Below are 25,824 nucleotides of genomic sequence, written 5' to 3' on the forward strand. Positions count from 1 at the left end.
CGGCCAGCCGCAGCACCGGCACCAGCCCCGCGCACGACACGAGACTTTCATCATCGAACCTCACCGACACCGATCCGGCAGTATGAGATGATCGCATCCAGCAGATGCCCTCTCGCTCAGTGGTTTTTGTTCCGTCGCAAGAACAATCATCCCAAGCCAGAGGGCATTTGCGTACCCGGACACACCCCAAACACCCACATCACACCGGTGGATCCAGGTTCAGTGTCCCCATTCCTTCACCGTCAGTGGGCACACCGGTTGCGGAGCCCCCTGAGCGGGGAAGAATCCGGACGTTCAACGTCCGAAATCCTCCCCGCTCGACCCTTGCGGGCACTAGCGATGCCAAGCCCGGATTACCAAGAGCAGCGCAGATCAGCAGCTCTGCGACTTTGCCGGGACCCTGACCTTGAGGGTAGGGAAGGAGCCCTTCATTGCACGGCTTCCCAGACTGTTGAGGAGAGCGGGCGAGTAGTCGCCTACTCGCGACTCAAGCGTCGAGCACGATCTTGCCGCCGCGGGCGCGCGAGACACAGGGGTAGATCACGTCGGTCCGGTCTTGTTCGTGCGGTTGCAGCACGTCGTCGCGATGGTCGGGGGCACCGGCGAGTACCGGGACGCGGCAGCTGCCGCACACCCCGTCGGTACAGGAAGCGGGCACCGCGGGGTTGACCTCGTGGATGGCGTCCAGCAGGGTGCCGTCCGCGGGCACCCGCACGGTCCGTCCGCTGCGGCGCAGTTCCGCGTCGAACGGGTGGCCTGCCCTTGTCCTCGATGTGGAGGCGAATCTTTCGACGTGCAGTGTCCCGTGTGGACAGTCGTGCGTCATCGCCACGGTCACCGCTTCGATCAGCTCCGCCGGGCCACAGCAGTAGACCGCGGCCCCGTCGGGAAGGCGTCGCACCAGTTCGGCGAGATTCGGGCGTCGACAGGTGTCGGCAGGGTACAACGAGACCTTGCCCGGATAGTCCGCCGCGAGCGGGGCGGCGTAGGCCATCCGGTCGAGTGAACGCCCTCGATAGACCAGCTGCCACGGGATACCGGCCGCGGTGAGCCGGGGAAGCATCGGCAGGAAGGGCGTGATCCCGATCCCGCCGGCGATCAACAGGTGTTCCGGAGCGTCGACGATCGGAAAGTTGTTGCGGGGACCGCGGATCTCCACCCGGGCACCGGGCCGCAGGGCGTGTGCCTCGACGGAACCGCCGCGGCCCGCGGGCTCGCGCAGCACGGCGAGCCGGTAGCCACTTGTCCCGGCAGGGTCGCCGCACAGCGAATATTGGCGGACCAGACCCGACGGCAGAACCAAGTCGACGTGCGCGCCTGGCTCCCACCGCGGCAGGTCATGGTCGCCTGCCGGCACCAGGGTCAGCTCGACGGTGTCGTCGGCGACCCGTCGCCGGTCGGTGACAGTGACCGCGATGGCGGGCGCAGAACCGTTGTCACGGCCCCATCTGGTCCTGCCCCACGGTTTCAGGACGGACAGGATGGTGGCGGTCCACAACAAGATCGTGAAGCAGCCGACGGTGGATACGAGCGCGACACCGAGAGCCCCCGGTTCGGCCGCTGGGTCTTCGGTGCGTGCGACCAGTTCGGTGACCCACCTGCTTTCCACGGCCGCCGCGGCCGGGATGCTCAGGGAGATCAGGAATTTCGCCAGCACCCACCGGTGCTTGACCAGTCCCCAAGGCGTGCCGAGTGCGAGGACGAGACCGGTGACGATCGTCAGCACCACACTGGGGATCACGATCACGAGGTCGAACAGGTGGAAGATCTCGTAGGCGCCGTGCCGTCCGGCGTGCGTCGCGGCGAGGAGCCCGGTGAGCGCGAGCACGAGCATCCCCAGCGAAAGGCCCAGCCATCCCACGCTGACGCCGATGTGCAGGATGAGCCAGACTTTCCTGGCCCGCCGCGAAAGCCGGGGGAATCGCGGCCGCAGTCCGATCAGCATCACCACCGAAAGTCCCATCCCGAGGTTCGGCACCGGGTTCGGGAAGGCGAACAGGAACTGCAGAGGCACGAACGCGAGATGGAAGCCGATGAGCAGCCGTCGCGCCCCCGGTTTCGGAAGGGCGGCGGCGCATCCGAGGGACACGGCTGCCGCCACCGCGTAGCCGACCACCCCCATCGTGCGGATCGTCGGCAGTACGGCGTTCTCGCCGGGGAACAGGATCAGGATCGCGGCCACGGAGAACCCGGCGAAGCCGAGCTGCCACCACCGCTGGTGTGCTCGCGGTGTCATCGTTCGCCAAGACGGGGATCGGGTTTCCTTCATGGGACCAAGCGTCGTGGCCGCCACCGGCCGGTCGCGTCGGCACAACGACGCGGACCGCGCGCCGATGGAGGGATATCCGCGGTCGCCGTCTACAACTTTTCACCGATGTCGATCGGCGGCGATCGGATTAGGTTGATCGGTATGCGCCCCGTGGACCTGTCTGCGATCTCCGTGCCGGCCCGGGTGGCCGATGGTGCGCTGGCGGTCTGCTGCGCGGTGGCGACCACCCCGTTCGCGGCGTCGGGTCTCATCTACGGCTACTTTCGCTGGTACCCACCGTTGTGGTTCTGGCTCCCGGTCGTAACGCTGGTGGGGGTCACGGCCTGGTTCCGGCGGGGCCGCCCGTCGTGGTTCGCCGTGGTCGCGCTCGCGGGCTGGGTGGCGCTGTCGGGGATCTTCGCGGTCATGCTCGCCCAGTACACCGTGGCCGAACGCACCCGCTCGTGGCGGCTCACCGCGCTCAGCACCGTCGGCACGCTGATCGTGGTCGGCCTGCCGATCTGGCGGCTGGGCGGTTTCGACGCGAGCCTTCCGCACTGTGTCGCCGTCTGCGTGGCCCCCGCGCTGCTCGGCCTCTACGTCGGCACCCGGCGCGAGCTGATCTCCGAAATGCGTGAACGGGTCGAACAGGCAGAGCAGGAACGGGACCTGAGGGTCCGGCAGGCCCGCAGCGACGAACGTGCCCAGATCGCCCGCGACATGCACGACGTCGTCACCCACCGCGTTTCGCTGATGGTGCTGCACGCGACCGCGCTGGAGGCCACCCATGGTCGCGACGCCACCGCGGTCGCCGGGCGGATAGGGAAGATCGGGCGAGCCGCGCTCGACGAACTGCGTTCCGTGGTGTCCGTGCTGCGGGCCGACAGTGCGGCTCCGCTGGCACCGCAACCGGGCCTGGCCGACCTCGCCGACCTGGTGGACCAGACCCGCGCGCTCGGGGTTCCGGTCGTCCTCGACGTGGACACCGGCACGCCGACGCCCGCGCTGGTCCAGCACGCGGTATACCGCGTGGTCCAGGAGGCGCTCACCAACGTCCGCAAGCATGCCGGCGACGCCGCGACCCAAGTCCGCGTGCGCCGGGAACCGGACCTGCTCCGGCTCGTCGTGCACAACCGTGGCGGTACCGCGGCCGACCGCGGCAGTGGACTGCCCGGTGGCGGGCACGGCCTGCTCGGTATCGCCGAACGGATCCGTCTCGTCGGGGGCGAGCTGACCGCCGAGCCCACCGCGGACGGCGGGTACCTCGTCGAGGCCGTCGTCCCCATCGACAGGGAGTCCGGCCGGTGATCCGCGTTCTCATCGCCGACGACGAGTGGATGGTGCGGTCCATGCTGCGCACGATCATGGAGTCCGCCGACGACATCACCGTCACCGGTGAGGCCGCCGATGGTGCCGAAGCGGTGAGCCTGGCTCGATCCACCCGGCCCGACGTGGTCCTGCTCGACATCAGGATGCCCCGTGTCGACGGCCTCGACGCCGCCCGGCGGCTTCGCGGACTGGTGGATCCACCGAAGGTCGTGGTCTTGACCACCTTCGACCTGGACGAGTACGTCGACACCGCGCTGCGTGCCGGAGCCGTCGGCTTCCTGCTCAAGGACGCGACCGCGAACGACATGCTCACCGCGGTCCGGTCCGCCGCCGGCGGCGACGCGATGCTCTCTCCCCGGATCACCCGTCGCCTGCTCACCCGGTTCACCGAACCCGTCACCGGGCCGCGGGCCGACGCCGAACGGCGGCTCGAGGTCTTGACCGGCAAGGAACGCGAAGTGCTCGTCGCTGTCGCCCGCGGGCTGTCCAACGTCGATATCGCCGCCGAGTTCCATCTCAGCGAGGCCACGGTGAAAACCCACGTCAGTCGTATTCTCGCGAAACTCGCGTGCACCAATCGCGTCCAGGCGGCCCTGCTCGCCCACCGCGCCGCGCTGCTCGACTAAGGCTGCAAGTAGTCCTCTACTTGCGGGTTTGAAGATCTCCAAGATTCTTTTGAACCGCGTCGGTCCGCCGTCCGTGTCGATGGCGTGATGAAGCGTCGATCCGGTTGGGCGATCCTGGTGAGCCTGTCTCTGTTCCTCGCCGGTTGTGCCGCGACCGTAGGAGGAGCGGCACAACCGGTGGACCCCACCCGGGTCGCCGGGCTCGGGATCACCGACGGGCCCAGTGGGCTCAAGCCCGGCGTGCTCGACGCGGGACTCCCGGTCACCGGCGGGGACGACGGCGAGATCGACAAGCTCGCGGCCAACGCCGTCGCCGACGTCCAGCGATACTGGCAAGAGCATCTGCCCGCGATCTTCGAACGCGAGTTCCGGCCGCTGGCCAACCTCGTCTCGTACGACTCGGGCGGCCGTGGCCGCGTGATCTGCGGAGCCTCCACGGCAGGGCTGGTCAACGCGTTCTACTGCTCGGCCGACGACGTCGTCGCCTGGGATCGCGGCGAACTGCTGCCGATGCTCAACGACTCGATCGGCCCGGCGGCGGTGATGGCCGTACTCGCCCACGAGATCGGCCACGCCGTCCAGTTCCGGCTGGGCCTCCCGGCCGCGACGCCGTCGATCGTCAAGGAACAGCAGGCCGACTGCTACACCGGGGCGTACCTCCGCTGGGTCGCCGAGGGCAAGTCTCCGATGTTCCAGGTCTCCACCGGGCGCGGGCTGAACGAGGTGCTCACCGCGCTGTTCCAGATCCGCGACTCCGCCGGGGTCGCCTTCGACGACGACGGCGCGCACGGCAACGCGTTCGACCGCGTTTCGGCGTTCCAATTCGGCTTCACCGACGGGCCCGCCCGGTGCGCGATGATCGACGAACGGGAGATCGAAGGCCGCAGTACACAAGGCGGTTTCGGCTCCGCCGCGGCGAACGAGCAGGCGGCGGCGGAGAACGTCCGGCTCGACAACCGGGAGGCCTTGGCCGACCTCACCACCAGCCTCCGGCAGGCGTTCCGGCTCGCGGCCACCCCGCCGACGCTGACCACCGGCGCCGCGTGTGGCGTGACGACGGAGGACGCGCTCGCGTCGTACTGCTCGGAATCCAACCAGATCAACCTCGACCTCGACGGCCTCGTCCGCATCGGGACGCCGCCGCAAAGGGGACGCCCACGCGGAATCGGTGACTTCGCCGCGTTCGCCGAGGTCGCGTCGCGCTACACCCTCGCCGTTCAGCAGGAAGGCGGGTTCCGGCTCGACGGTCCGGTGGCCGCGCAGCGCACGGCGTGCCTCACCGGATTCTGGGCATCGACCATTGTGGACGGTAAACGCGGTTCGCTCACGTTGTCGCCGGGCGACCTCGACGAGGCCATCGCCGAGATGCTGACGCGGAACAGCCTGATCGCCGCGGACGTCCGGGGCCGGACGCTCCCGGCGGGCTTCGCCAGGGTCGCCGCCTTCCGGGACGGCTTCTCTTCCGGGAGCCAGGAGACCTGCGGCGAGAAGTACCGCTAGGAATGCGCGTGAAGGCCTCCTTCCGTACCTTGAGGGTCAATGCCAGGAACTTAAGGTTGATGGCGCGGGCGTGTTTCTGACGTTTTTGCTCTGGTCAGATGGGCAACGGCAGGACCCGGACGGGTCGCCGACGGGGGTGAACGTGCTCTCGCGTCGGCTCGGTTGTCTCTAGTACGTGAAGGCCCCTTTCCTTGCGCCAGGCGCAAGGAAAGGGGCCTTCACGTACTAGAGAACTCGGACAAACAATATCAAATCAGACAATTCAACCCCGCCGGGCGTCCTATGTAGACAGTCCGAGAACCTCGGGCGCCGACCTTTAAGTTCCTGGCATTGACCCTCAAAGTAGGCAAGGAGGCCTTCACGGAACAGTGCTTACACGAAGGCGCTTTGCCCGGTGATGGCCTTGCCGACGATCAGCGTGTTCATCTCCCGTGTGCCTTCGAACGAGTAGATCGCCTCGGCGTCGGTGAAGAACCGCATGATGTCGTTGTCCAGCACGATCCCGTTGCCGCCGAAGATCTCCCGGCCCCAGGCGACGACCTCACGCATCCGTGACGTCACGAACGCCTTGGCCAGCGACGAGTGCTCGTCCTTGAAGATCCCCGCGTCCTGCAACCGGGCGAGCTGCACGAGCATGCCCCACGAAGCGGTGATGTTGCCGAGGCTTTTCACCAGCATGTCCTGCACCATCTGGAATCGCGCGATCGGACGGCCGAACTGCTTGCGCTCCTTGGCGTAGTCCAACGCGAGTTCGTAGGCGCCGATCATCACGCCCAGCCCCTGCCACGCCACGCCACCGCGGGTCGCGCGGAGGATCTCCGCGACGTCGCGGAACGAGTCGATGCCTTGCAGCCGGTTGGCTTCCGGAACCCGGACGTCGGTCAGCGTGATCTCCGCGTTCTCCACGATCCGGAACGCGAATTTGTTCTCGATCTTCACCGGGACGAATCCGGGGGAGTCCTTCTCGACCACGAAACCCTTGACGTTGTTGTCTTCCTCGTCGCGGGCCCACACGATGACCAGGTCGGCGAAGGTCGCGTTCCCGATCCACTTCTTGGCACCGTTGAGGATCCAGGTGTCACCATCGCGTCGAGCGGTGGTGCGCATGCCGCCCGCGACGTCGGAGCCGCCGAGCGGCTCGGTCATCGCGAACGCGCCGATCTTGTCCATCGCCGCCATCGACGGGAGCCAGCGGTCACGCTGTTCCTGGTCGCCACCCGAGTAGATGCTGTACATCGCGAGTCCGTTGTGGACACCGAAGAACGTGGCCACGGAAGGATCCGTGCGGGTCATCTCCATCGCCATCATGCCGCTGAGCAGGTGGCTCGTGGCCGGAAGGTGTTCGCCGTAGCCCTCGTAGGGCAACCCGGCGAGGCCCTGTTCGCGGAACTTGCCGACGAGTTCGTGTGGGAACTCGCCCTTCGCCCAGTACTCGTTCACGAGCGGCTTGACCTCGGTGCGCATGAAGTCGCGAGCCTTGAGTAGCAGCTTGCGCTCCTCCTCCGGCAGCAGGGCCTCGTAGTCGTAGAAGTCGGCGGTCATGTCAGTTCTCCTCCGTACGGGCACTGTCCAAAGCGGACAGCACCGCGAGCTGCTTGCGGTCGCGCGCCTCGGCGAGTTCCGAGTACGTGGAGGAGCCGTAAGCGGATTCCACGGCTTCGATGAGCCGTTCCTGTTCTTCCGGGTTCTGCGAGGGCTGGCCGAGGCCCGCCCACATCTTCTTCATCGACTTGCCGATGTGCTCGGCCATATGCCGGTAGCCGCCGGGACCGCCGCCCAGATGCGAGCCGAGGAACGGCCCGACGGTCGACCAGCGGATGCCGAGCGAGTTCGTCATCACGGCGTCCAATTCGGACGGTGACACGACGCCCTGTTCCACCAGGTAGATCGCTTCGCGGCTCAGCGCGTTCTGCAACCGGTTGCCGACGAACCCGGGGATCTCCTTGCGCTCCACCACCGGAGTACGGCCGACGAACCGGTAGAACTCGACAGCGCGGTCGACCGATTCGGCACTGGTGCGCTCACCGGGTACGACCTCGACCAGCGGGATCAGGTGCGGCGGGTTGAACGGGTGTCCGATCAGGACACGCGACGCGTCATCGAGGTCCGCGGCGAAGGCCGTCGAAGGGATCGCCGAAGACGAGCTGAGCAGCAGTGCGTGCGACGGCGCCTCGCGGACCAGGGTCGCGAACAGGTCCTTTTTGAACTCGACGTCCTCGGGTCCGTTCTCCTGCACGACATCCGCGTTCCGGACGGCCTCGGAGACGCCCACGGCGAGGTGGACACGAGGGGCGAGGTCCGCGGCGTCCTGGCCGAGGTGCGGGGCGAAGGCCTCCAGTGCGCCGTTGACGGCGTCGGCGAGGTCCGGCCGCGGGTCCGTGACCCAGACGTCCATCCCGTGCGAGGCGAACAACGCCGTCCACGAAAGGCCGATCGTTCCCGCGCCGATCACCGCGGCAGAGCGAAAAGTCATGACTGCGCTCCCTTCAGGTAGTCGAAGACCGGCTTGACCGGGGCGAGCGTCAGGTCGGTGAGGATGTGGCTCGCGGAAACGACCTCCAGCACCGGGAGATCGGCGAGCGGGGCCAGGACGTGCTGGAACAGTTGCAGCCGCGCGGGTCCGGTCCACGCCTCCTTGACCACCACGTCGGTGATCTCGGTGCGGACCAGTTCGAAGACCCGCGGCGAACCGTCGTAGTCCGGGATGGTCTTGAGCATGAACGTCGGCACGGTGATCTGCGCTTCGGCCTCGCGGACGTCCAGCCGGTGGTGCTTGTAGCCCATGGTCGCGGTCGCGACCCGCTGGCTGCCGTAGTCGAGTGTCCCGACGAGCGCGCCGTTCTCGGCGAACAACTCCGGCGAACCGATCGTTTTCGGGTAGGCGCTGATCTCGCGGCCGGACGCGGTGGCCGGGAAGTTGTCGAGGTACATCGCGTGCAGGTACTCGCCGCGCTCGCCCTCGAAATTCACCGGAATCGCCTGGCCGGACTCGGTGTACGGCCCGTAACTGCTGACATCGCCCATCTTCATCACCTCGAACCGCACCAGCGGCTCGTCGATTTCCAGGGGCTCCGGGACGACGGCGCGCAGTGCGTCGGCGTGGGTGCGGTAGACGATGTTCAGGTACTCGCGGTTCGTGAACCGCGGCACCACCGGCGCGTACGCCGGGTTGGTGAGCGGGGTGGTCACGTGCTGGAGGACTTCTTGCTGCTTCATGTCACTCACCTGTCCACTGTGGAGTCCGGCGCTCGGCGAAGGCCTGCATGCCCTCGCGGACGTCGGCCGACTTCATCAGCGCCGGCAGTTCCGAACGCTGGGTGGCAAACGCTTGCGCGTCCGGGACGCCGTCGGCGGCGCGGACGATCTTCTTGACCAGTGCCAGCGCCAGGGGTGCGTTGGCGGCGACCTGTTCGGCGAGTTGCAACGCGACGGCGGCGGCCTCACCGGCCGGGACGGCGCGGTTCACCAGGCCGAGGTTTCCGGCGCGCTCGGCGCTGATCGGCTCGCCGGTGAGCAGGAACTCCATCGCCAGGTGGTGCGGGATCCGCTTCGGCAGCCGGATCACACCACCGCCCGCGGCGATCAGACCGCGCTTCACCTCGGGCAGCCCGAACTTCGCGTCCTCGGCGGCGACGATCAGGTCGCAGCCCAGCGCCAGTTCGAAACCGCCGCCCATGGCCCAGCCTTCGACGGCCGCGATCAGCGGTTTCGACAACTCGGCCTCGGTCAGCCCGCCGAAACCGCGGCCGGGGACCTCGGGCGACTCGCCCTTCAGTGCGGCCTTCAGATCCATGCCCGCGCTGAACGAACCGTCCGCGCCGGTCAGGACCCCGGCCCGCAGCGTGGGATCGGCTTCCAGGAGGTCGAGCGCTTCGGCCAGGCCTGCCGCGACGGCGGCGTTCACCGCGTTGCGGGCCTGCGGCCGGTCGATCGTGATCAGCAGGGTGCCGCCGACCCGTTCTGTCCTTACTTCTGTGGTGCTCATGCTTCTTCCTCAGCGGGTGGTGACGAGTTCGCGCAGGACGTCTTCGGTGTCCTGGCCCGGCAGGGGTGCCAGGCGCCGCACGGAACCGGGGGTCGCGGAGAACTTCACCGGGATGCCGATGGTGCGAATCGAGCCCTCGCTCGGGTGCTCGACGACGTCGAGCAGGTGTCCGTCGCGGACGTACTCGTCGTCCTGCGCGGTGTCCAGTTCCAGGACCGGGGCCATCGGGATGCTGTGCTTCGCGCAGACCTCGGTCCACTCTTCGGTGGTCAGTGCCGGGGCGCAGTCGGCGATCATCTCGGCGAGGGCTTCGTGGTCGGCGCCGTCGATGGCGTCGCCGTTGACCCGCGGGTCCTCGGCCAGGTCCGGCCGTCCCGCGGCCTGGAAGAAGTCGCGGAAGTTCCGCGGGTTGTAGGGGATCACGCAGGCCATGCCGTCCTTGGTGTGCACGGCCTTGTGTCCGGGGTTCATCGACGGGCCGAAGCCGGTCGGGCTCTCCGCGGGCTCGAAAACGTGCCCGGCCAGGTGTTCGACGAGGTTGAACGCGATCAGCGTGTCGGTCATCGGGATCTCGACGCGCTGACCCTCGCCGGTCTTGTCGCGGTGCACCAGCGCCGCGAGCACGGTGTAGGCGATGGTCAGGGAGGAGACCTTGTCGCCGATGATCGTAGGCAGGTAGACCGGCTCGCCCAGCGCGCGGTTCGCGACGTCGACCAGTCCGGACGCGGCCTGCACCGTCTCGTCGTAGGCGGCGTGGCCCGCGCGGTCGGAATCACTGCGGAAGCCCTGCGCGTGGGCGTAGACCAGGCCGGGGTTGCGCGCGGCGACGTCGGCGTAGTTCATGCCGAGCCTGCTCAGCGCGCCCGGTCGCATGTTGGTGATCAGGACGTCGGCGGTGTCGATCAGCTCGAGTGCCTGCTCGCGCTGCTCCTCGTCCTTGAGGTTGAGGGCGACGCTGCGCTTGTTGCGGTTCACGTTCAGGTTGAGCGCGGTCATGCCCGGCGTCGTGCGGAACTTGCCCACCCGGACGGTGTCGGCGGGGGACTCGATCTTGATCACGTCGGCGCCGAGGTCGCCCAGGATCTGCGCGGCGTACGGGCCCATGACCACCGTCGAGAGGTCGATCACGCGAACGCCGTCCAGTGGTCCGGTGGCGGTCTGAGTCATTTGCTTTCCCTTCGCCGTTGTTCGCTCTAACTTCGAAGTTAGGCGCGAATAGCGATAAAGGGAATGATCAAGAAAAGAAGAATGGTATGACCACGGTGGTCATACCATTCTGGTGTCCGAATTGGGTTCCCTTGGAAAGTGGTCGAAGGCGTGATTTGTGTGCTCTGAGCACGCGAGTGCGGTGCGGTGTCACCCCTGTTCAGGTCGAAAGCGGTTCGGCGAAGATCTCGCGGACGCCTTCGATGAGCCCGGCGAGGTCGCCGTCCTCGGCGCGGTCGCGGCGCCAGACCAGGGCGGTCTCCAGCTGAGGACGGAAATCCGCGAACGGCAGGATGGTGGCGCCGTCGACGAGGAACAGGTGCATCGGACTGGCCGGATCGAGCATGGTGATCGAGAACGACGAACCGTTCGCCACCAATTCCGAGATGCCCGAATATTCGGTTCCGCCGACTTTGAGCCTTTTCTTGATGCCCGCGTTGGACAATTTCCGGTCCATATCGTCCGAATAGGCCGGAATGCTTTCCGAGGCGGACGGGATGTAGGACAGATCACTCAATTCGGCGATGTCGACCGTTTCCCGGACGGAGAACCGGTCGGCGGGCACGACGGCACCGAGCCGCTCGACCTGCACCGGGATGATCTCCAGCGCGGGATCCGTCACCGGCATCCGGACGAGTGACAACGCGAGTTTGCCCTCGTGCACCGCGGCGACCAGATCGGGTGTCGTCCCCGGCCAGCGTTTGAGTTCGAACCGGTCGTGGCAGCGTTCTTCGAGCCGTTTGACCCGCTCCCGCAGTGCCGGATGCACCCCGGCGGGCATGCCGATGAACACGGTGCTCCGCCGCGGCTTCACCGCCTCCTGCAACCGCCAGGGAATCGCGTTGACCTGGTCGAGGACGTCCCGCGCGATCGGCAGCAGCGCCGCACCCGCCGCGGTGAGCGTCACGTGGTGTGTGCTGCGGTCGAACAGTTTGTGGCCGAGTTCGTGTTCGAGATCCTTGATGCGCTGGCTCAGCGGGGAGGCGGCCATGTGCAGCTTCCTGGCCGCCTGGGAGAAGTTCAGCTCCTCCGCGACGGCCACGAAATACCGCAGGTGCAACATCTCCACGTGATCACCCTAACCGCAGCGCCACGGTGAACGCGGCTCCGCCTTCCGGCGCCGGACCGGCGGTCAGCGTGCCGCCCATCCGGGTGACCAGGCCATGGGCCAGCGCGAGCCCGATGCCCGAACCGACCGGACGGCTGTCGCGGTACCGCTTGTGCAGCACCCCGCGGTCGAACGCGACCGGGTAGTCCTCCGGCGCCAGCCCCGGGCCGCCGTCGCGGACCGCCAGCAGAGCCTGTCCCTCGAAGGACGTCAGGGAGAACACGATCGGGGCGCCCGCCGGAGTCACTCGAAGGGCGTTCTCGGCCAGCCCGTCGACGACCTGGCGAAGCCGTCGCGGATCGGCGATGACCGGGACCTCGGCGGGCGGCCGCTCGACCAGCAGCGTCACCTTCCGCTGAGCGCAGCGCAGCCGCCAGACCTCGGCGCATTCGTCGACGAGCGCGGCGAGGTCGAGCCGCGCGGGATCGAGGGGGAATTCGTCGGCGCCGAGTCTTGCCAGCTCCAGCAGGTCGCTGACCAGGCGTTCCAGGCGCTGAGCCTCGCGGTGGATGGTCTCACCGGCACGGCGCGCGTCCTCGCCTTCGGCCACGCCGTCGCTGATCGCCTCGGCGAACCCGGTGACGGCGGTCAGCGGCGTCCGCAGTTCGTGCGACACCGAAAGCAGGAACTCCCGTTGCCGCGCCTCGCTGTACTGGAGGGCGTCGGCCAGCTCGTTGACCGACTTCGCCACGTCCGCGACCTCGGACGGCCCTTCGACCGGAACCCGCAGGTCACGGCGCCCGGACCGCATGCCGTTCGCCACCGACGCGGCCCGCCGCAGCGGCCGGGACAGCATCCGGCTCAGCACCAGCCCGGCGATCGCGGCGACCGCCAGCCCGGCGCCGAGCGCGAGCACGGTGTTGCGCACCAGCATCCGCCCGCGCGCCTCGCCGGTCTTGGTCGACTGGACGAGCGCGAACGCGGCACCCCGCGCGCCGACGGTGCGGGCCTCGACAAGGTACTGCTGCCCCTCGACGAGCACCTTGCCCGAGCGGGTGAACCCCGTCTTGGTGGCGGCGATCGCGGCGACCGTCCCGGCGCCGTCGAGTGTCCCGTTCGGACGGCGGACGACGACGTCGATCCCTTGCCCGCGAACGACTTCCGCGACCTTGCCCACGCCGAGCCGGTTGCCGATGCCGGTGTCGTCGAGCTGGCTCGCGACCACGTCGGCCTGCGAGGACAGCGACTGCCGGAGCACCTCGGTCCCAGCCGTGCGGATCAACCGGGCCGCGACCAGCCCGGCCACCACCACCGCGACCGCGGCGATCGCCAGGCACACCACGGTGATCCGCAGCGCGAGCGAGGTCCGTTTCATCCGGCGTCCGCCGCGTAACCGATCCCGCGGACCGTCCTGATCGGACTGTGGCCGCCCAGTTTCCCGCGCAGCTGGGCGATGTGGACGTCGACGGTCCGCGTGCCCGCCGACGCGGCGTAGCCCCAGACCGAGCTGAGCAACTGCTCGCGGCTGAACACCTGACCGGGGCGCCGCACCAGATGGGTGAGCAGGTCGAATTCGGTCGAGGTCAACGCTATTTCGGTGTCGGCGGCCCAGACCCGGCGCTGGGTGACGTCGACGCGGATGGAACCCGCCACGTAGGTCTCGGCGGGCGGCGTGGCCCCGGCGGCCCTGCGCAGGACGGTCCGGACCCTGGCCGAGAGTTCACGAGGGCTGAACGGTTTCGTCAGATAGTCATCCGCGCCGATCTCCAGGCCGAGCAAGCGATCCAGTTCGTCGTCGCGGGCCGTCACGAATAGCACCGGCGTCCAGTCGCCGTCCGCGCGCAGCGTCCGGCAGATCTCGATACCGTCCATTCCGGACAGTCCGATGTCGAGGACGATCGCGACCGGGCGCAGCCGCTGGATCGTGGCCAGCGCCGCGCCGCCGTCCGCCTCGATCCGCACGCCGAACCCGTCCCGCTTCAGATACAGCGAGGCGAGTTCGGCGATCGCGGGGTCGTCCTCGACGACCAGTACCAGCCCGCGTCCCGGTTGCGTCGTCACCGGCCGATCCTGTCACGGGGCCGGGTCGCCGGCCATGTCCTGCTCTATCGAGTCGAGGGTGCGCTGGACGTCGCTGAGTTCGCCCGGCGCGCGACTCGATGCCGGCTTTTCGTCGGTGCACGCGGCCGCGCCGAACAGCGCGAACGCGGTGAGGGTCACGGCCAGTAGGCGCTTCACTTCCCCGCCTTGCAGTGCGCGCCCGCGAACGCGTCCAGCTTCTGCTTCGCCGCGGTGAGTTCGGGAAGACGTCCGCTGCGCTTGTCGGCCCGCTTCTGGAGCTTGTCGGCGAAGTCGTTGTGATTCTTCTTGCGCTGGCCCTCGGCCCTGGCCTTGAGGTTCGCGACGGAACCGCGGATCTCGGGCCCGCCGTTGATGCGGTCGGTGAGCTTCGTGGTGCGCTGGGTGAGCTTGGGCAGCCAGTCGGCACACAATTGCTGGGATTCTTCGGGGCTGAGAGTGATCGGAGCGGTTTGGGCAGAGGCGGCCGGGGCGAGGGCGATGAGACCGGCCGCGGTCAGGCAGACGGCGATGGTGTGTTTCAGCATGCGAAGAGCGTCGCGTGGACAGATACGAGAAGTGTGGGGGCGATGTTCGGGTTTTGTAAGCGATACTCGGTTGATGGGGCTGAAGACTTTGACCGCCACCGTGGTGGCGACGTTGCTGTTCGCCGCCACACCCGCTGTCGCCGCACCCGCGTTCGTCCTGCGTGACGGCGTCAGCCAGCCGGTGTACTCCTACGACAAGGCGATCCGCGAGACCGCCTGGGTCGAAACAGGCCAAGACCTGGATCGCGACGGACAGGTCGACCGGGTCGCCGCCGACATCATCCGCCCGTCGGAACCGGCCGGACGCGTTCCGGTGATCATGGACGTCAGCCCGTACTTCGAGAAGATCGGGCGCGGCAACGAGCGCCAGCCGAAGACGTACCTCCCCGACGGCACGCCGTCGCAGTTCCCGCTGTTTTACGACAACTACTTCGTGCCACGCGGGTACGCGGTCGTGCTGGTCGACGTCGGGGGCACCAATCGCTCCTCCGGGTGTTTCGACGACGTCGCCTCCGGCAACGGGGTCGTGAACTGGCTCAACGGGCGTGCTCAGGCCTTCCGGACTCCGTTCGGGCCGGAGCGGGTCCGCGCGAGCTGGGCGAACGGGTCGGTCGGCGCGATCGGGAAGTCGCAGGACGGGGCGACGGCGATCGGGATGGCGGCGTCCGGGATCGACGGTCTCAAGACCATCGTGCCGATCGCCGGGGTCAGTTCGTACTACGAGGTCCATAACTCGCACGGCGCGTATTTCGGCTGGGCGGGTGGGCCGGGCCTGTACAACGAGCGGGCGCAGAAGCTCTGTCAGCCGTTCGAGGAGGACAACGCGCGGCGCGCGGGGACGGACGGGAACTTCAACGAGTACTGGCGTGGGCTCGACTACGTGGCGAAGACCGGGAAGGTGCGCGCAAGCGTTTTCGCGTCGATGGGCTTCCACGATCTCAACGTCAACCCGATCCAGTTCGGGCCCTGGTGGGAGGCGCTGAACGCGTACGGCGTGCCGCGCAAGGCGTGGCTGCACCAGGCGGCGCACGTCGACCCGTTCGACCTCGACCGGTCACTGTTCGTGAAGACGCTGCACCGCTGGTTCGACCGGTGGCTGCTCGGCGTCCGCAACGGCGTCGAGGCCGAACCGGCGATCCGGATCGAGCACACCCCGGACCGGTGGGCGGACGAACGCCGCTGGCCGCCTGCTTCGAGGTCGAGCACGCTGTGGCCTTCCGCGGCGGGTGGGCTGGGGGCGCGTCCTGCCTCTGGTGCGGCTTCGCTGACCGACGACCCGGCGCGCGGGGCGTCCCAATGGGTGAAGAACCCGTCGCAGTCCAGCCCGGAGCGCCTCGTCTTCGCAGGTGAGCCGGTGCGCGCGGACACCCGCGTCGCCGGAACCGCGACGGTGACGGTGATCGCCCGTTCGGACAAGCCCAGCGCGCGGCTCGGCGCGGTGCTGGTCGACTACGGTCCCGCGACGGTGCGGAACACCCAGTTCCCCGCGCTCGGTCTCAAGAACCTGACGTCCCGATCCTGCTGGGGCGCGGGAACGGCCGCGGACACCGGATGCTTCCTCGACACCGTCGCCGATCTGACCACAGTGGACACAAGGATCGTGGCGACCGGCTGGGCCGACCTCGGCCACCACCGCTCGCTCTGGCGGGGCGAACTTCTGGAGCCCGGCAAGGCGTACACGATGACGTTCCGGTTGAGCAGCCTCGACCACGTCGTCCCGGCCGGGCACCGGCTGGCGCTCGTCCTCGGCGGGACGGACGCGGACATGTTCGACCCGGCCCTTCCCGCACCAGGCGCCCGGGTGACCTTCGACCTTGCCGGAACTTCGCTGTCGGTACCGGTTGTTGGCCGCAACTAGTCCTCTGGTTGCGGCAGGCGCCATGTCGCGTGAAGGCCCCCTTCCCTCGCTGAGCCGAGGGAAGGTGGCCTTCACGCGGGTTACGACCGCAGGGCCGCAGTTCGCGTCGGGGTGGACGGCCCCCGGACGTCTCCGCGTTTAGTCCTCTAGATGAGTGATTCCGTGAAGATCGCGTGAAGTGCAACCCCGCGAAGGAATCCTTCCCTTGACCGTCATAAAGGACACTGGTTGGGGCCGAATTATCCGATTGATCATCGATTGCCCGTATTACCGGATCTGCGAGGCCCCTCAAGGACTCGACATGCTCAGGTGGCCGTGGCCGTCTCGGTCGCCCCTTCAGTGCGAACCAAGGTCGTGAAGGCCTCCTTGCTTACCCTCAAGGTAGGCAAGGAGGCCTTCACAACCTTGGCGATACGGACATACGGCATCCAATCGGATGATTCGACTCGAAAAGCGTCCTCTGTGGACAGTCATAGTGCTTCACGTGATTTTCACGGAATCAACCGTCTAGTTGCGGTAGTTCGCCCTCGAACTACCGCAACCAGAGGACGAAACGCGGGAAAGAAGGAGCCCACAATGGCGAAGATCCAGCGCATTTCCGTCCACGGCCACACGAGCGCGAGCCCCGAAGCCGTCTACGCCCTCCTCGAAGACCGAGAGCACTGGCCCGACTGGTCACCCATGGGCGACTTCCGCCTCCTCAAGAAGGGTGACGAGAACGGTCTCGGCGCCGTCGGCGTCTTCAGTACCAACGGCGTCAACAGCTGCGAAGAGGTCATCGCGCTCGAACCCGGCAAACGCTTCGGCTACTCCCTGAACAAGGGCATGCCGCTTCGCGACTATCGCGCCTACGTCGACCTCACCCCGTCCATGGGCGGCACCGACGTCCACTGGCACTCGACGTTCACCGCCAAGATCCCCGGCACCGGCTGGTTCTTCCGCCGTTTCCTCGGCCGCTTCCTCGGGCGGATGGTCGAGAGCCTCGTGACACGCGCCTCGCGCGGCGCCCCATAAAGTAGGCGCATGCCAGCCCCACGACGTACGCAGGAGGAACGCAGCGCCGCGATGCGCGTCAGGCTGCTCGACGCCACGATCGACTGTCTCGTCGAATACGGCTACGCGGGCACCACGACCACTCGCGTCGCGGACCTCGCCGGGGTGACCCGCGGTGCGCAGGTGCACCACTTCCCGACCAAGACCGACCTCGTCACCTCCGCGATCCGGCATCTCGCGGCCAGGCGCACCGAGGTCGCGATGGCGGAGATCGACAGGCTCAAGGCGTCGGCCGATCCGATCGGGGACGCGTTGCAGCTGATGTGGGAGATGCACCAGGGCCCGGTCTTCTCGGCGACCGTCGAGCTGTGGGTGGCCTCGCGCACCGACCCGGAGCTGCGCGCGCAGATGGCGGTGGTCGAGCCGATCGCGACGAGCAGCCTGGTCGAGTTCGGCAAGGCGCTGCTCCCGGACCATTCGGCGCATCCGGAGTTCCTGCACGCGGTGTACACGGCGATGGACGTCGTCCGCGGCATCCTCATCGCCAGCTGGGCGACCCGCGACCAGGCCGAACTGGACGCGCGCTGGGAGCGCGGCCGCCGTCACCTGATCCTGCTGTTCGAGGTGCTCATGCAGCCTGCTCCCTCTCGTTAGGCATGTTACTCTCCCGGGGAGAGTGAGGAGGTCACGTGCTCGGAAACCCGTACGACCCCGACTGCCCCACCCGCGCGCTGCTCGATCGCATCGGCGACCAGTGGACCGTGCTGATCGTCGGCGTTCTCGGCGACGGCCCGCTCCGGTTCACCGAGATCGGCAAACGCGTGCGCGGTATCTCGCAGAAGGTCCTCACCCAGACGCTCCGCAGCCTCGTCCGCGACGGCATCCTGACCCGCACCGCGTACCCGGAGATCCCACCGCACGTCGAGTACGAGCTGACCGCGCTCGGCCGCAACCTCGCCGAACCGCTGGAGATGCTCGATCGGTGGGCTCGCGTCCACATGGGCGAAGTCCTCGACTCCCGCAAGAGCTACGACGGGCAGCTCAGCGCTTGACCAGACCGGCCTCGTGCGCCAGCAGCCCCGCCTGGGTCCGGTTCGCGCAGTCCAGTTTGACCAGCATCCGCGACACGTAGCTCTTCACCGTCGCCTCGGCCAGATGCAGCCGCGCCGCGATGTCCGCATTGGACAGTCCTTCGCCGAGACAGGCCAAGACGTCCGTTTCCCGTTCCGTCAGCCCTTCGGTCTTCCGGCGCGCGTCGTCGCCCCGACGCCGTCCGTCGGCCGACATCGCGACCAGTCGTTGCGCGGCCTCCGGGGACAGGACGGTGTGCCCGTCGGCGGCGACGCGGACCAGCCCGATGAGGTCCTCCGGCGGCGTCGACTTCACCAGGAACCCGGCCGCGCCCGCCCGCAGCGCGCGGATGACGTAGGTGTCCGCGTCGAACGTCGTCAGCGCGACGACGGCGGGCGGTTCCGGGAGTTTCGCGATCCGTTCGATGGCGGTCAGCCCGTCGACGCCGGGCATCCGCAGGTCCATCAGCACCACCCGCGGCCGGTGCCGGACCACGGCTTCGACCGCCTCGGCGCCGTCCTGTGCCTGCGCCACCACCTCGATGTCGGCCGCGGAACCGAGGATCGTCCGCAGATGCGCGCAGACCATCGGTTCATCGTCGACGACGACCACCCGGATCACGCATTCCCCTCCGTCGTCGGGACGTAGGCGGGCAGTATCGCACTGACGCGGTACCCGCCGCCCGCCATCGTGCCCGCGTCGAACCGGCCGCCGATCAGCTCGACGCGTTGCCGCAGCCCGGCAAGCCCCGCGCCGGACCCGCTGCCCGCCAGCGCCGGATCCGGTGTGGCGCCGCGTCGCGTGTTCTCCACCGTGACGTCCAGACCGTCCGCGTGATAGCGGAGTTCGACGGTCGCGGCAGACCCGGGCGCGTGCTTGCGGACGTTCGTCAGCGCTTCCTGCACGACGCGGTACGCCGTGCGGGCGATGGTCGGGGAGATCCGCCCGGGATCGCCGTGCACGGTCAGCTCGGTCGGGATGCCCACCGACGCCGATTCCGCGACCAGCGTCGCCGGATCGCCCGCCGCGCCGTCGGTGAGCGTGCGCGGCTCGGCGTTCGCGCCGTTGCGCAGCACGCCGACGAGGTCGCGCAGTTCGTCCAGGGCCAGTGCGCCCTCGCGCCGGATGTCCTCGGCGGAGGTCCGCACCGCCTCGTCGGCCGAGACGACGCCGAGCGCGCCGGCGTGCAGCACCATCAGGCTCAGCCGGTGCGTGACGACGTCGTGCATCTCCTCGGCCAGCTTCCGCCGTTCCTCGGCGCGGGCGCGTTCGGCGAGCAGGTGCTGCTCGCGTTCGGCGCGTTCGGCACGGTCCCGCAGCGAGCGCAGCAACTGGCGCCGCGCCTCGAAATACAGCGAAATCGCGGTGGGGAACGCCGTGCTGAGCAGGCCGAACGGGGTGGTGTTCCACTGCGCGTCCCACGGCCGTGACGCGCAGATCACCAGGATCGCGGTCAGCCAGAGGAGGGTCCGCCGGTCCATCAGCCGGGCCAGCTGGCTCAGTACCACCGGGGTGATCGTCGGGACGGTCATCAGCGTCAGCTGCCGCTCCGGCACCAGCAGCCCGGGGGAGAACAGGTCGGAGGCGAGCATCAGCAGCGCACCCGCGGTGATCAGGCCCCCGACCAGCCGAGGGAACCGGAACAGCAGGATCAGCGAAAGATCGAACAGCACCTGCATGGTGACACCCGCGGCGGGCCCAGCCCAGCCGGTCGTCGGTTCGCCGAACACGTACAGCGAGATGTCCAGGCCCGCGAACGCGAGCGCCGCCAGCGTGAGCCACAAGGTGTCGACCGGACCGGGCCGGAACGGCCTGCTTTTCTCCACGCGATGACGGTAACCAGCCGGGGACGACATCGCCGGAGGATCCGCAACTTTCGTCTATCCGGTCACCCTCCTTACCCGGTTTCCCGCCGGTGGCTGTCCGCGGTGGACTAGGGAGCATGAGCAACGCGACTCAGACAGTCCAAACAGGACAGGAACGGGAGACGGCTTTCGCCCGCCTGCCGGTGTTCGTCGTCGCCGCGCTGGCCGGAGCCGCGCTACTGGCCACGAGCGGCCGGTACGCGCACGGTTTCGACGAGCTGTACTTCCTGATGGCGGGCCGGGAACACCTGGCGTGGGGCTATTTCGACCAGCCGCCGCTGATCCCGGCGTTGGCCGGGGCGATGGACTCGCTGTTCCCCGGTTCGCTGGTGATGCTGCGCCTGCCGATGACGCTGGCCGCAGCGGCGGGGGTGGTCGTCACCGCCCTGATCGCCAGGGAACTGGGCGGTGGACGCGGTGCGCAGGTGCTCGCGGCCGGGTTCTACGCGGCGTCCGGGGTGATCATCGTCAGCCACTGGACCGGTACTTACGTCCTCGATCCGTTCCTCTGGACGGTGATCGTCTGGCTGGTCGTCCGCTGGGTCCGCACCCGCCGTGACGGGCTGCTGGTCTGGGCGGGTGTCGTCACCGCGATCTCCCTGGAGACGAAGTTCCTCATCCCCGCGTTCTGGGCACTGGCCCTCCTGAGCGCTCTGGTGCTCGGGCCGAGGGAACTCCTGGGGCGCCCGAAATTGTGGCTGGGCGCGGGGATCGCCGTCGTCGTCACCGTGCCGACGTTGCTCTGGCAGGCGGGCAACGGCTGGCCGTACCTGATCATGAACGACGTCGTGGCTGCGGAATTCCCCGGCACGTGGGCTTTTCTGCGCGACGGCTTCCTGACTGCGGGCGTCGGGGCGGGGGTGCTCGCGTTCGTCTACGGTCTCGTTCGGCTGAACTTTTCCCGTGAACTTCGCGGCTATCGCTTCCTGGGGGTAGCGATAGCCGCGCTCATCGTCGCGTTCCTGCTGCTGCACGGGCGTTCCTACTATCTGATGAGCGTCTTCGCGCTGCCGTTCGCCGCCGCGGCGACGGGTTTCGTGAAGCACGTTCCCCGGTGGCGGCTGATCGCCTGGCCCGCGATGGTGCTTTCGGCGGTGATCACCCTCGCCGGCCTGCCGTTCTACCCGGCGGGCATGACGCGGACCAGCCTCGGGCCGATCGTCCTCGGCAGCTCCTTCGCCGGTGGGGAACTGCCGCAACAGGAACTGGTCAAGGCGGTCGGCGAGAGCTATGCCGCCCTGCCGCCGGAGCAGCGAGCACGCACCGCCGTCTACGCCGAGATCTACCCGTTCGCCGCCGCGACGGAGTTTTACGGCCCGCGGTACGGCATCCAACACGTCTACAGTGGCCACCGCGGCTACTGGTACTTCGACCGGCCACCGGGGTCCGCGGACAGCGTGCTGTTCCTCGGGTTCGATCCGGGACTGCTCAAGCCGTACTTCGCCACGGTGACTCCGGTGGTGGAAGGGCTGCTGTGGCGGTATGACGGCAGGCGGGGTTCGTGGGACGAGATCTGGCCGAAGCTGGAAAGGCACTGACGATGACCGAACTTTCCTTACCCGCCAAGGCATATCTGCTCGCCTGCGACGTCGGCAAGGGCAAACTACGGGACAGGCACCGCGCGAGCCTGCTCATCAGCGGCGCCGCGATGACCGACCTCGCGCTGCGCGGGCGGGTCGCCGACGCGGATGGCAGGGTCGCGGTGTCGGGCGCCGGGCCGACCGGCGACCTCCTCCTCGACGAACTGCTCGCCGAGATCGCGGGGGAGCGCCCCCGCAAGTGGAAATGGTGGGTGCGCAAGGACGCGCGTGGCACCTTGGAGGCGGTGGAGTCCCAGCTCGACGCGGCGGGCGTGATCGAGATGAAGACCGGCCGGACGCTGGGCCTGTTCCCGTCGCGCCGCCCGATCGTGCGGGATCCCGCCGTCGTCGACAGGCTGCGTGCCTTGGTCGATCAGGCGTTGCGCGGGCCTTCTCCATCGTCCGATGTGGACGCGAGCGATGCCGCGCTCACCGCGCTGGTGGCCGCCGTCGAACTCCGTGACGTCATTCCCGGCCGGGACAGGCGCCAGTACAAGGACCGGATCGAGGAACTGACCGACCGGGGCGGGGACGCGGTTCCCGCGTTGCGGAAGCTGTTCCGTGAACTGCGGGCGGTGCGGGCGTCGGCGGCGTCCTCATCCGGCGGGAGCTGAGCCGAACAACCGGTCGAGGTAGTAGTCCACAGTGGACATCGCCTCGTCCGGCGTCCGGTGCTTCATCACGATGTTGGTGCCCTGTGAATCCGCGAGCGCCCAGAGGATCGTCGATTCGTGCATCGCGTCGGCCGACTTGTCGACATCGCCCGCTTCCTGGCCCTGGCGGATCAGCATGGCGAACAGTTCGAACAGCTGAGGTACGCCCTCGGTGAGCGCGGTCCCGAAGGAGGGGTCGGAAATCGAACGGATGAAGAACGCGACGCCCATCAGCCAGTCGCCGCGGCGGCGTTCGTCGAGCGGCAGGATCTCGGCGATGATCGCGCGCAGGATGGACTTGGGGGTCGAAGGCACTTCGCCCGTTTCCAGCCGAGCTTTGAGGCGCTCCTCGTACACCTGTGAGCGGCGTTCTATGGCGAACAGCAGCATCTCGTCCTTGGTCTTGAAGTAATGCTGCACCAGGCCCATCGACATGCCCGCTTCGGCGGCGACGTGGCGGAGGCTGACCCCTTCGAGGCCGCGTGTGGCCGTCAGCCGCGTCAGCGCCTCGGCGATCTCCGCGCGGCGCGCGGTGTGATCCACCTGCTTCGGCACCTTCACCATCCGTTCCGCTGTTTGCAATGCGATCGCATTGCCACTACGGTCCCAGGCTATTACGATGCGATCGCATTGTAAACGACCGTCGGGGGTGAAATCGGTGGAAGCCGATCGGGGGAAGGTGCGGCTGAGGCCGCCACGGAACGCGTTGGATCAGCGGGTCGTGGGCTGGTGGCGTTTGCAGGGAACACTCTTCTGGGTCTCGCCGGTACTCGTGCTGGCCCTTCTCGGGCTGCTCATCGAGCCCGCGCGGTTCTGGCTGCTGACGCCGGCGGCGGTGTTCGCGGTGCTGGGCCTGGCCTGGGTGATCGCGATGCCGCTGTGGTGGTTCAAGGTGCACCGCTGGGAGGTCACGGAAACCGCGGTGTACACGCGTTCCGGGTTCTTCTGGCAGGAGTGGCGCGTCGCGCCGATGTCACGGATCCAGACCGTGGACACCCTGCGCGGGCCCTTGCAGCAGGTGTTCAAGCTCGCGACAGTCACGGTCACGACGGCGTCCTCGCGGGGCGCGGTCAAGATCCGGGGGCTCGACCACGAACTGGCCGCGAACCTCGCGGAGCAGCTCACCGAAACGACGCAGGCGACGCCGGGGGACGCGACATGACCTCGGGCGAGTTCGAGGGCTGGAGCAGGCTCGACAAGCGGACGCTCGCCGTCACGGCGCTGACGTTCGCGGGCGCGGCCGTCGGCGCCGCGATCCCGGTCACGGTCGCGATCGTCGGTGGCGGCGCGAGGTTCTGGGTCGCGCTCGCCTGGGTCGTGGCCGGTGGGGCGGTGCTCGTAGGCGGGGGCGTGCTGGCGGAGCTGTTCTACTGGAAAGGGGTGCGGTACCGGGTCACGCCGGACCGGCTGGAGACGGCGTTCACACTGGTCTTCCGTTCGCGGAAGTCCCTGCAACGCGAACGGATCCGCAACGTCGACCTGACGGCCAACCCGGTGCATCGCCTACTCGGCGTCGCCGTGGTGACCATCGGCACCGGATCGCACGAATCGGGCGGGCAGGGCAGGATCAAGCTCAACCCTGTCTCGCGCGCCGAAGCCGAGCGGCTGCGCGCGGACCTGGTGCGCCGCGCGGAAATCGCGGAGACCGACGAGGACGCGCCGCTCGCCGAACTGGACCGGCGCTGGATCCGCTACGCACCGATGTCGTTCCTGACCCCGACTCTGGGGCTGGCCGCGGGCGGTGGGCTCATGCAGATCTCCGAGTGGATGGGGTTGCAGAAAGGCCTGATCGACTGGGTGATCGCCCTGTTCCGCGGGATCCCGCTGGTGGTGGCGATCCTGATCCTGCTGGCGATCGCGATGGTCGTCGGCCTGGTCGGCGCGCTGGGCCTGTGGGTCGAGATGTGGTGGAACTACCGGCTCGACCGCGAGGCGGGCGGCACCCTGCGAGTGCGCCGCGGGTTGTTCACCACGCGCTCGATCTCGATCGAGGAAAGCCGCCTGCGTGGCATCGACCTCGTCGAACCGCTCGGGAACCGGATCTCCGGCGCGGCCCGCGTCGACGCGATCGCCACCGGCACACGGCAGAGCGACGACAACGACAAGACCGACTACCACACGCTCCTGCCCGCGGCGCCGATCGCGACGGCCAACCGGATCGCCGCCGAAGTCCTGCGCGAACCGGTCTCACCGACCGAAGCCGTCCGGCTCACCGGGCATCCGCGTGCCGCGCGGGGACGGCTGCTGCGCTGGTGGGTCGGCTCGGTGGTGGTGCTGCTGGCGATCTGCGCGATCCTCGGCTTCCTGCTGACCGACGTCCTGCTGGTGATCGGCGCCGCGCTCGGTGTCGTGCTGCTGCCGGTTTCGGTGCTGCTGGCGCTGGACGCCTATCGCAACCTCGGGCACGGGATCACCGGACGGTACCTGGTGGGGCGGCACGGGACCGTGCGGCGGAGCACGTTCGCCCTCGAGCGCGACGGCGTGATCGGCTGGACGGTGAAGCAGTCGATTTTCCAGCGGCGCAAGGGTTTGCTGACCGTCGTCGCGACCACGGCCGCCGGCGTCGGGGCGTACTCGGTGTACGACGCGGGGGAGGAGCAGGGCCTGCTGTTCGCCGAGGAGTCCGTTCCGGAGCTGCTGACGCCTTTCCTGGAACGGGCCTGACACGTCGGCCGGGGTGGTCGTGAGATGGCGTGTCGCGTCACCCGGCGGACACGCTCGCCTGGCCGTGAAGGCCTCCTTGCCTACCCTGAAGGTAGTGATGGAGTCCTTCGCTACGCCGCCGTTATGAGCCACAGCTGTCACAGTGGCCTCAGGCGTCACAACCACGGCGCGTGAAGGCCCCCTTCCCCCGCTCAGCGAAGGAAACTCGCCCTTCGCGCCTCGCCACGACACATCCAAGTACATGAAGGCCCCCTTCCTTGCGCTAGGCGCAGGGTCCCGGCAAAGTCGCAGAGCTGCTGATCCAGGCTTGACATCGCTAGTGCCCGCAAGGGTCGAGCGGGGAGGATTCCGGACGTTGAACGTCCGGAATCCTCCCCGCTCAGGGGGCTCCGCAACCGGTGTGACCCGTGACGGTGAAGGAATGGGGACACTGAACGTCCCCATTCCTTCACCGTCAGCCTCACGCAGGCGGCGAATAGTCGCCTGACCTGCAAGATCTCGACTTTGCCGGGACCTTGCGCCTAGGTACAGGAAGGGGTCCTTCATGTACTTGGGCCCGACACCTCGGCCGTCACCGAAGTGTCCACTGGCT

Annotated in this window: 25 protein-coding genes; 11 read left to right on the top strand and 14 right to left on the bottom strand. The window is 68.3% G+C overall.

Going from position 1 to position 25,824, the window contains the following annotated elements:
- Positions 1-487: 487 nt before the first annotated feature.
- Positions 488-2,236 (bottom strand): PDR/VanB family oxidoreductase, encoded by a 1,749-nt coding sequence (locus ACLARN_RS12910; protein WP_409491603.1) that lies wholly within the window; start codon positions 2,234-2,236, stop codon positions 488-490.
- Positions 2,237-2,410: 174 nt separating this feature from the next.
- On the opposite strand from ACLARN_RS12910, the gene ACLARN_RS12915 reads away from it, so the two are divergent.
- From ACLARN_RS12915 to ACLARN_RS12925, 3 genes are all read left to right on the top strand, one after another.
- Positions 2,411-3,556 (top strand): sensor histidine kinase, encoded by a 1,146-nt coding sequence (locus ACLARN_RS12915; RefSeq protein WP_409491604.1) that lies wholly within the window; start codon positions 2,411-2,413, stop codon positions 3,554-3,556.
- On the top strand, positions 3,553-4,203 hold the full coding sequence (locus tag ACLARN_RS12920) for a response regulator (protein ID WP_409491605.1): 651 nt from the start codon (positions 3,553-3,555) through the stop codon (positions 4,201-4,203). Before ACLARN_RS12915 ends, ACLARN_RS12920 begins: the two co-directional genes overlap by 4 nt.
- Positions 4,204-4,290: 87 nt before the next feature.
- Entirely contained in the window at positions 4,291-5,703 is a 1,413-nt protein-coding gene (locus tag ACLARN_RS12925; protein WP_409491606.1) for a neutral zinc metallopeptidase, read from the top strand.
- A 372-nt stretch (positions 5,704-6,075) separates the two neighbouring features.
- On the opposite strand, the gene ACLARN_RS12930 is transcribed toward ACLARN_RS12925, so the two are convergent.
- The 10 genes from ACLARN_RS12930 to ACLARN_RS12975 form a co-directional block, all read right to left on the bottom strand.
- Positions 6,076-7,245 (bottom strand): acyl-CoA dehydrogenase family protein, encoded by a 1,170-nt coding sequence (locus ACLARN_RS12930; protein WP_409491607.1) that lies wholly within the window; start codon positions 7,243-7,245, stop codon positions 6,076-6,078.
- A 1-nt stretch (position 7,246) separates the two neighbouring features.
- Positions 7,247-8,176 carry a 3-hydroxyacyl-CoA dehydrogenase NAD-binding domain-containing protein gene (locus ACLARN_RS12935; protein WP_409491608.1) on the bottom strand — a complete coding sequence of 310 codons (930 nt, stop codon included), beginning with the start codon at positions 8,174-8,176 and terminating at the stop codon, positions 7,247-7,249.
- Complete coding sequence (locus ACLARN_RS12940; RefSeq protein WP_409491609.1) at positions 8,173-8,919, bottom strand: acetoacetate decarboxylase; 747 nt, start codon at positions 8,917-8,919, stop codon at positions 8,173-8,175. The genes ACLARN_RS12935 and ACLARN_RS12940 overlap by 4 nt, the downstream gene beginning before the upstream one ends.
- Position 8,920: 1 nt before the next feature.
- The gene (locus ACLARN_RS12945; protein WP_409491610.1) at positions 8,921-9,688 is read right to left on the bottom strand and encodes a crotonase/enoyl-CoA hydratase family protein; all 768 of its coding nucleotides are present in this window, start codon (positions 9,686-9,688) and stop codon (positions 8,921-8,923) included.
- Positions 9,689-9,697: 9 nt separating this feature from the next.
- Positions 9,698-10,855 (bottom strand): CaiB/BaiF CoA transferase family protein, encoded by a 1,158-nt coding sequence (locus ACLARN_RS12950; RefSeq protein ID WP_409491611.1) that lies wholly within the window; start codon positions 10,853-10,855, stop codon positions 9,698-9,700.
- Positions 10,856-11,054: 199 nt separating this feature from the next.
- Positions 11,055-11,963, bottom strand: a complete 909-nt coding sequence (locus ACLARN_RS12955) for a LysR family transcriptional regulator (protein WP_409491612.1) — start codon at positions 11,961-11,963, stop codon at positions 11,055-11,057.
- A 4-nt stretch (positions 11,964-11,967) separates the two neighbouring features.
- Positions 11,968-13,317: a histidine kinase dimerization/phospho-acceptor domain-containing protein gene (locus tag ACLARN_RS12960; RefSeq protein ID WP_409491613.1), complete on the bottom strand. Its 1,350-nt coding sequence runs from the start codon at positions 13,315-13,317 to the stop codon at positions 11,968-11,970.
- Entirely contained in the window at positions 13,314-14,003 is a 690-nt protein-coding gene (locus ACLARN_RS12965) for a response regulator (protein WP_409491614.1), read from the bottom strand. The genes ACLARN_RS12960 and ACLARN_RS12965 overlap by 4 nt, the downstream gene beginning before the upstream one ends.
- A gap of 12 nt (positions 14,004-14,015) precedes the next feature.
- Positions 14,016-14,180 carry a hypothetical protein gene (locus ACLARN_RS12970; protein WP_409491615.1) on the bottom strand — a complete coding sequence of 55 codons (165 nt, stop codon included), beginning with the start codon at positions 14,178-14,180 and terminating at the stop codon, positions 14,016-14,018.
- On the bottom strand, positions 14,177-14,548 hold the full coding sequence (locus tag ACLARN_RS12975; RefSeq protein ID WP_409491616.1) for a hypothetical protein: 372 nt from the start codon (positions 14,546-14,548) through the stop codon (positions 14,177-14,179). Before ACLARN_RS12975 ends, ACLARN_RS12970 begins: the two co-directional genes overlap by 4 nt.
- Positions 14,549-14,621: 73 nt before the next feature.
- Between ACLARN_RS12975 and ACLARN_RS12980 the strand changes: the two genes are divergently transcribed.
- The 4 genes from ACLARN_RS12980 to ACLARN_RS12995 all read left to right on the top strand — a co-directional run bounded on the left by ACLARN_RS12980 (position 14,622) and on the right by ACLARN_RS12995 (position 18,451).
- Positions 14,622-16,406: a CocE/NonD family hydrolase gene (locus ACLARN_RS12980; RefSeq protein ID WP_409491617.1), complete on the top strand. Its 1,785-nt coding sequence runs from the start codon at positions 14,622-14,624 to the stop codon at positions 16,404-16,406.
- Positions 16,407-16,982: 576 nt separating this feature from the next.
- Complete coding sequence (locus ACLARN_RS12985) at positions 16,983-17,420, top strand: SRPBCC family protein (RefSeq protein WP_409491618.1); 438 nt, start codon at positions 16,983-16,985, stop codon at positions 17,418-17,420.
- 51 nt (positions 17,421-17,471) lie between these two features.
- Positions 17,472-18,053 carry a TetR/AcrR family transcriptional regulator gene (locus tag ACLARN_RS12990; RefSeq protein WP_409491886.1) on the top strand — a complete coding sequence of 194 codons (582 nt, stop codon included), beginning with the start codon at positions 17,472-17,474 and terminating at the stop codon, positions 18,051-18,053.
- A 35-nt stretch (positions 18,054-18,088) separates the two neighbouring features.
- Complete coding sequence (locus ACLARN_RS12995) at positions 18,089-18,451, top strand: winged helix-turn-helix transcriptional regulator (protein WP_409491619.1); 363 nt, start codon at positions 18,089-18,091, stop codon at positions 18,449-18,451.
- On the opposite strand, the gene ACLARN_RS13000 is transcribed toward ACLARN_RS12995, so the two are convergent.
- Positions 18,441-19,091, bottom strand: coding sequence for a response regulator transcription factor (locus tag ACLARN_RS13000; protein ID WP_409491620.1), 651 nt, complete (start codon positions 19,089-19,091; stop codon positions 18,441-18,443). The genes ACLARN_RS12995 and ACLARN_RS13000 overlap by 11 nt on opposite strands.
- A complete protein-coding gene (locus tag ACLARN_RS13005) occupies positions 19,088-20,296 on the bottom strand; it encodes a sensor histidine kinase (RefSeq protein WP_409491621.1) in 1,209 nt (402 codons plus the stop codon). Before ACLARN_RS13005 ends, ACLARN_RS13000 begins: the two co-directional genes overlap by 4 nt.
- A gap of 116 nt (positions 20,297-20,412) precedes the next feature.
- Here ACLARN_RS13005 and ACLARN_RS13010 point away from each other — a divergent pair, with 116 nt between their 5' ends.
- Both ACLARN_RS13010 and ACLARN_RS13015 read left to right on the top strand, forming a co-directional pair.
- The gene (locus ACLARN_RS13010) at positions 20,413-21,873 is read left to right on the top strand and encodes an ArnT family glycosyltransferase (RefSeq protein WP_409491622.1); all 1,461 of its coding nucleotides are present in this window, start codon (positions 20,413-20,415) and stop codon (positions 21,871-21,873) included.
- A 2-nt stretch (positions 21,874-21,875) separates the two neighbouring features.
- Positions 21,876-22,529, top strand: coding sequence for a GOLPH3/VPS74 family protein (locus ACLARN_RS13015; protein ID WP_409491623.1), 654 nt, complete (start codon positions 21,876-21,878; stop codon positions 22,527-22,529).
- Here ACLARN_RS13015 and ACLARN_RS13020 read toward each other — a convergent pair.
- A complete protein-coding gene (locus tag ACLARN_RS13020; protein ID WP_409491624.1) occupies positions 22,512-23,132 on the bottom strand; it encodes a TetR/AcrR family transcriptional regulator in 621 nt (206 codons plus the stop codon). The genes ACLARN_RS13015 and ACLARN_RS13020 overlap by 18 nt on opposite strands.
- 55 nt (positions 23,133-23,187) lie before the next feature.
- On the opposite strand from ACLARN_RS13020, the gene ACLARN_RS13025 reads away from it, so the two are divergent.
- Both ACLARN_RS13025 and ACLARN_RS13030 read left to right on the top strand, forming a co-directional pair.
- Complete coding sequence (locus ACLARN_RS13025; RefSeq protein WP_409491625.1) at positions 23,188-23,730, top strand: PH domain-containing protein; 543 nt, start codon at positions 23,188-23,190, stop codon at positions 23,728-23,730.
- Positions 23,727-25,232, top strand: coding sequence for a PH domain-containing protein (locus tag ACLARN_RS13030; RefSeq protein ID WP_409491626.1), 1,506 nt, complete (start codon positions 23,727-23,729; stop codon positions 25,230-25,232). The genes ACLARN_RS13025 and ACLARN_RS13030 overlap by 4 nt, the downstream gene beginning before the upstream one ends.
- Positions 25,233-25,824: the final 592 nt, after the last annotated feature.

Source organism: Amycolatopsis sp. cmx-11-12 (assembly GCF_046269425.1).
In the GTDB taxonomy this organism is placed as follows: domain Bacteria; phylum Actinomycetota; class Actinomycetes; order Mycobacteriales; family Pseudonocardiaceae; genus Amycolatopsis.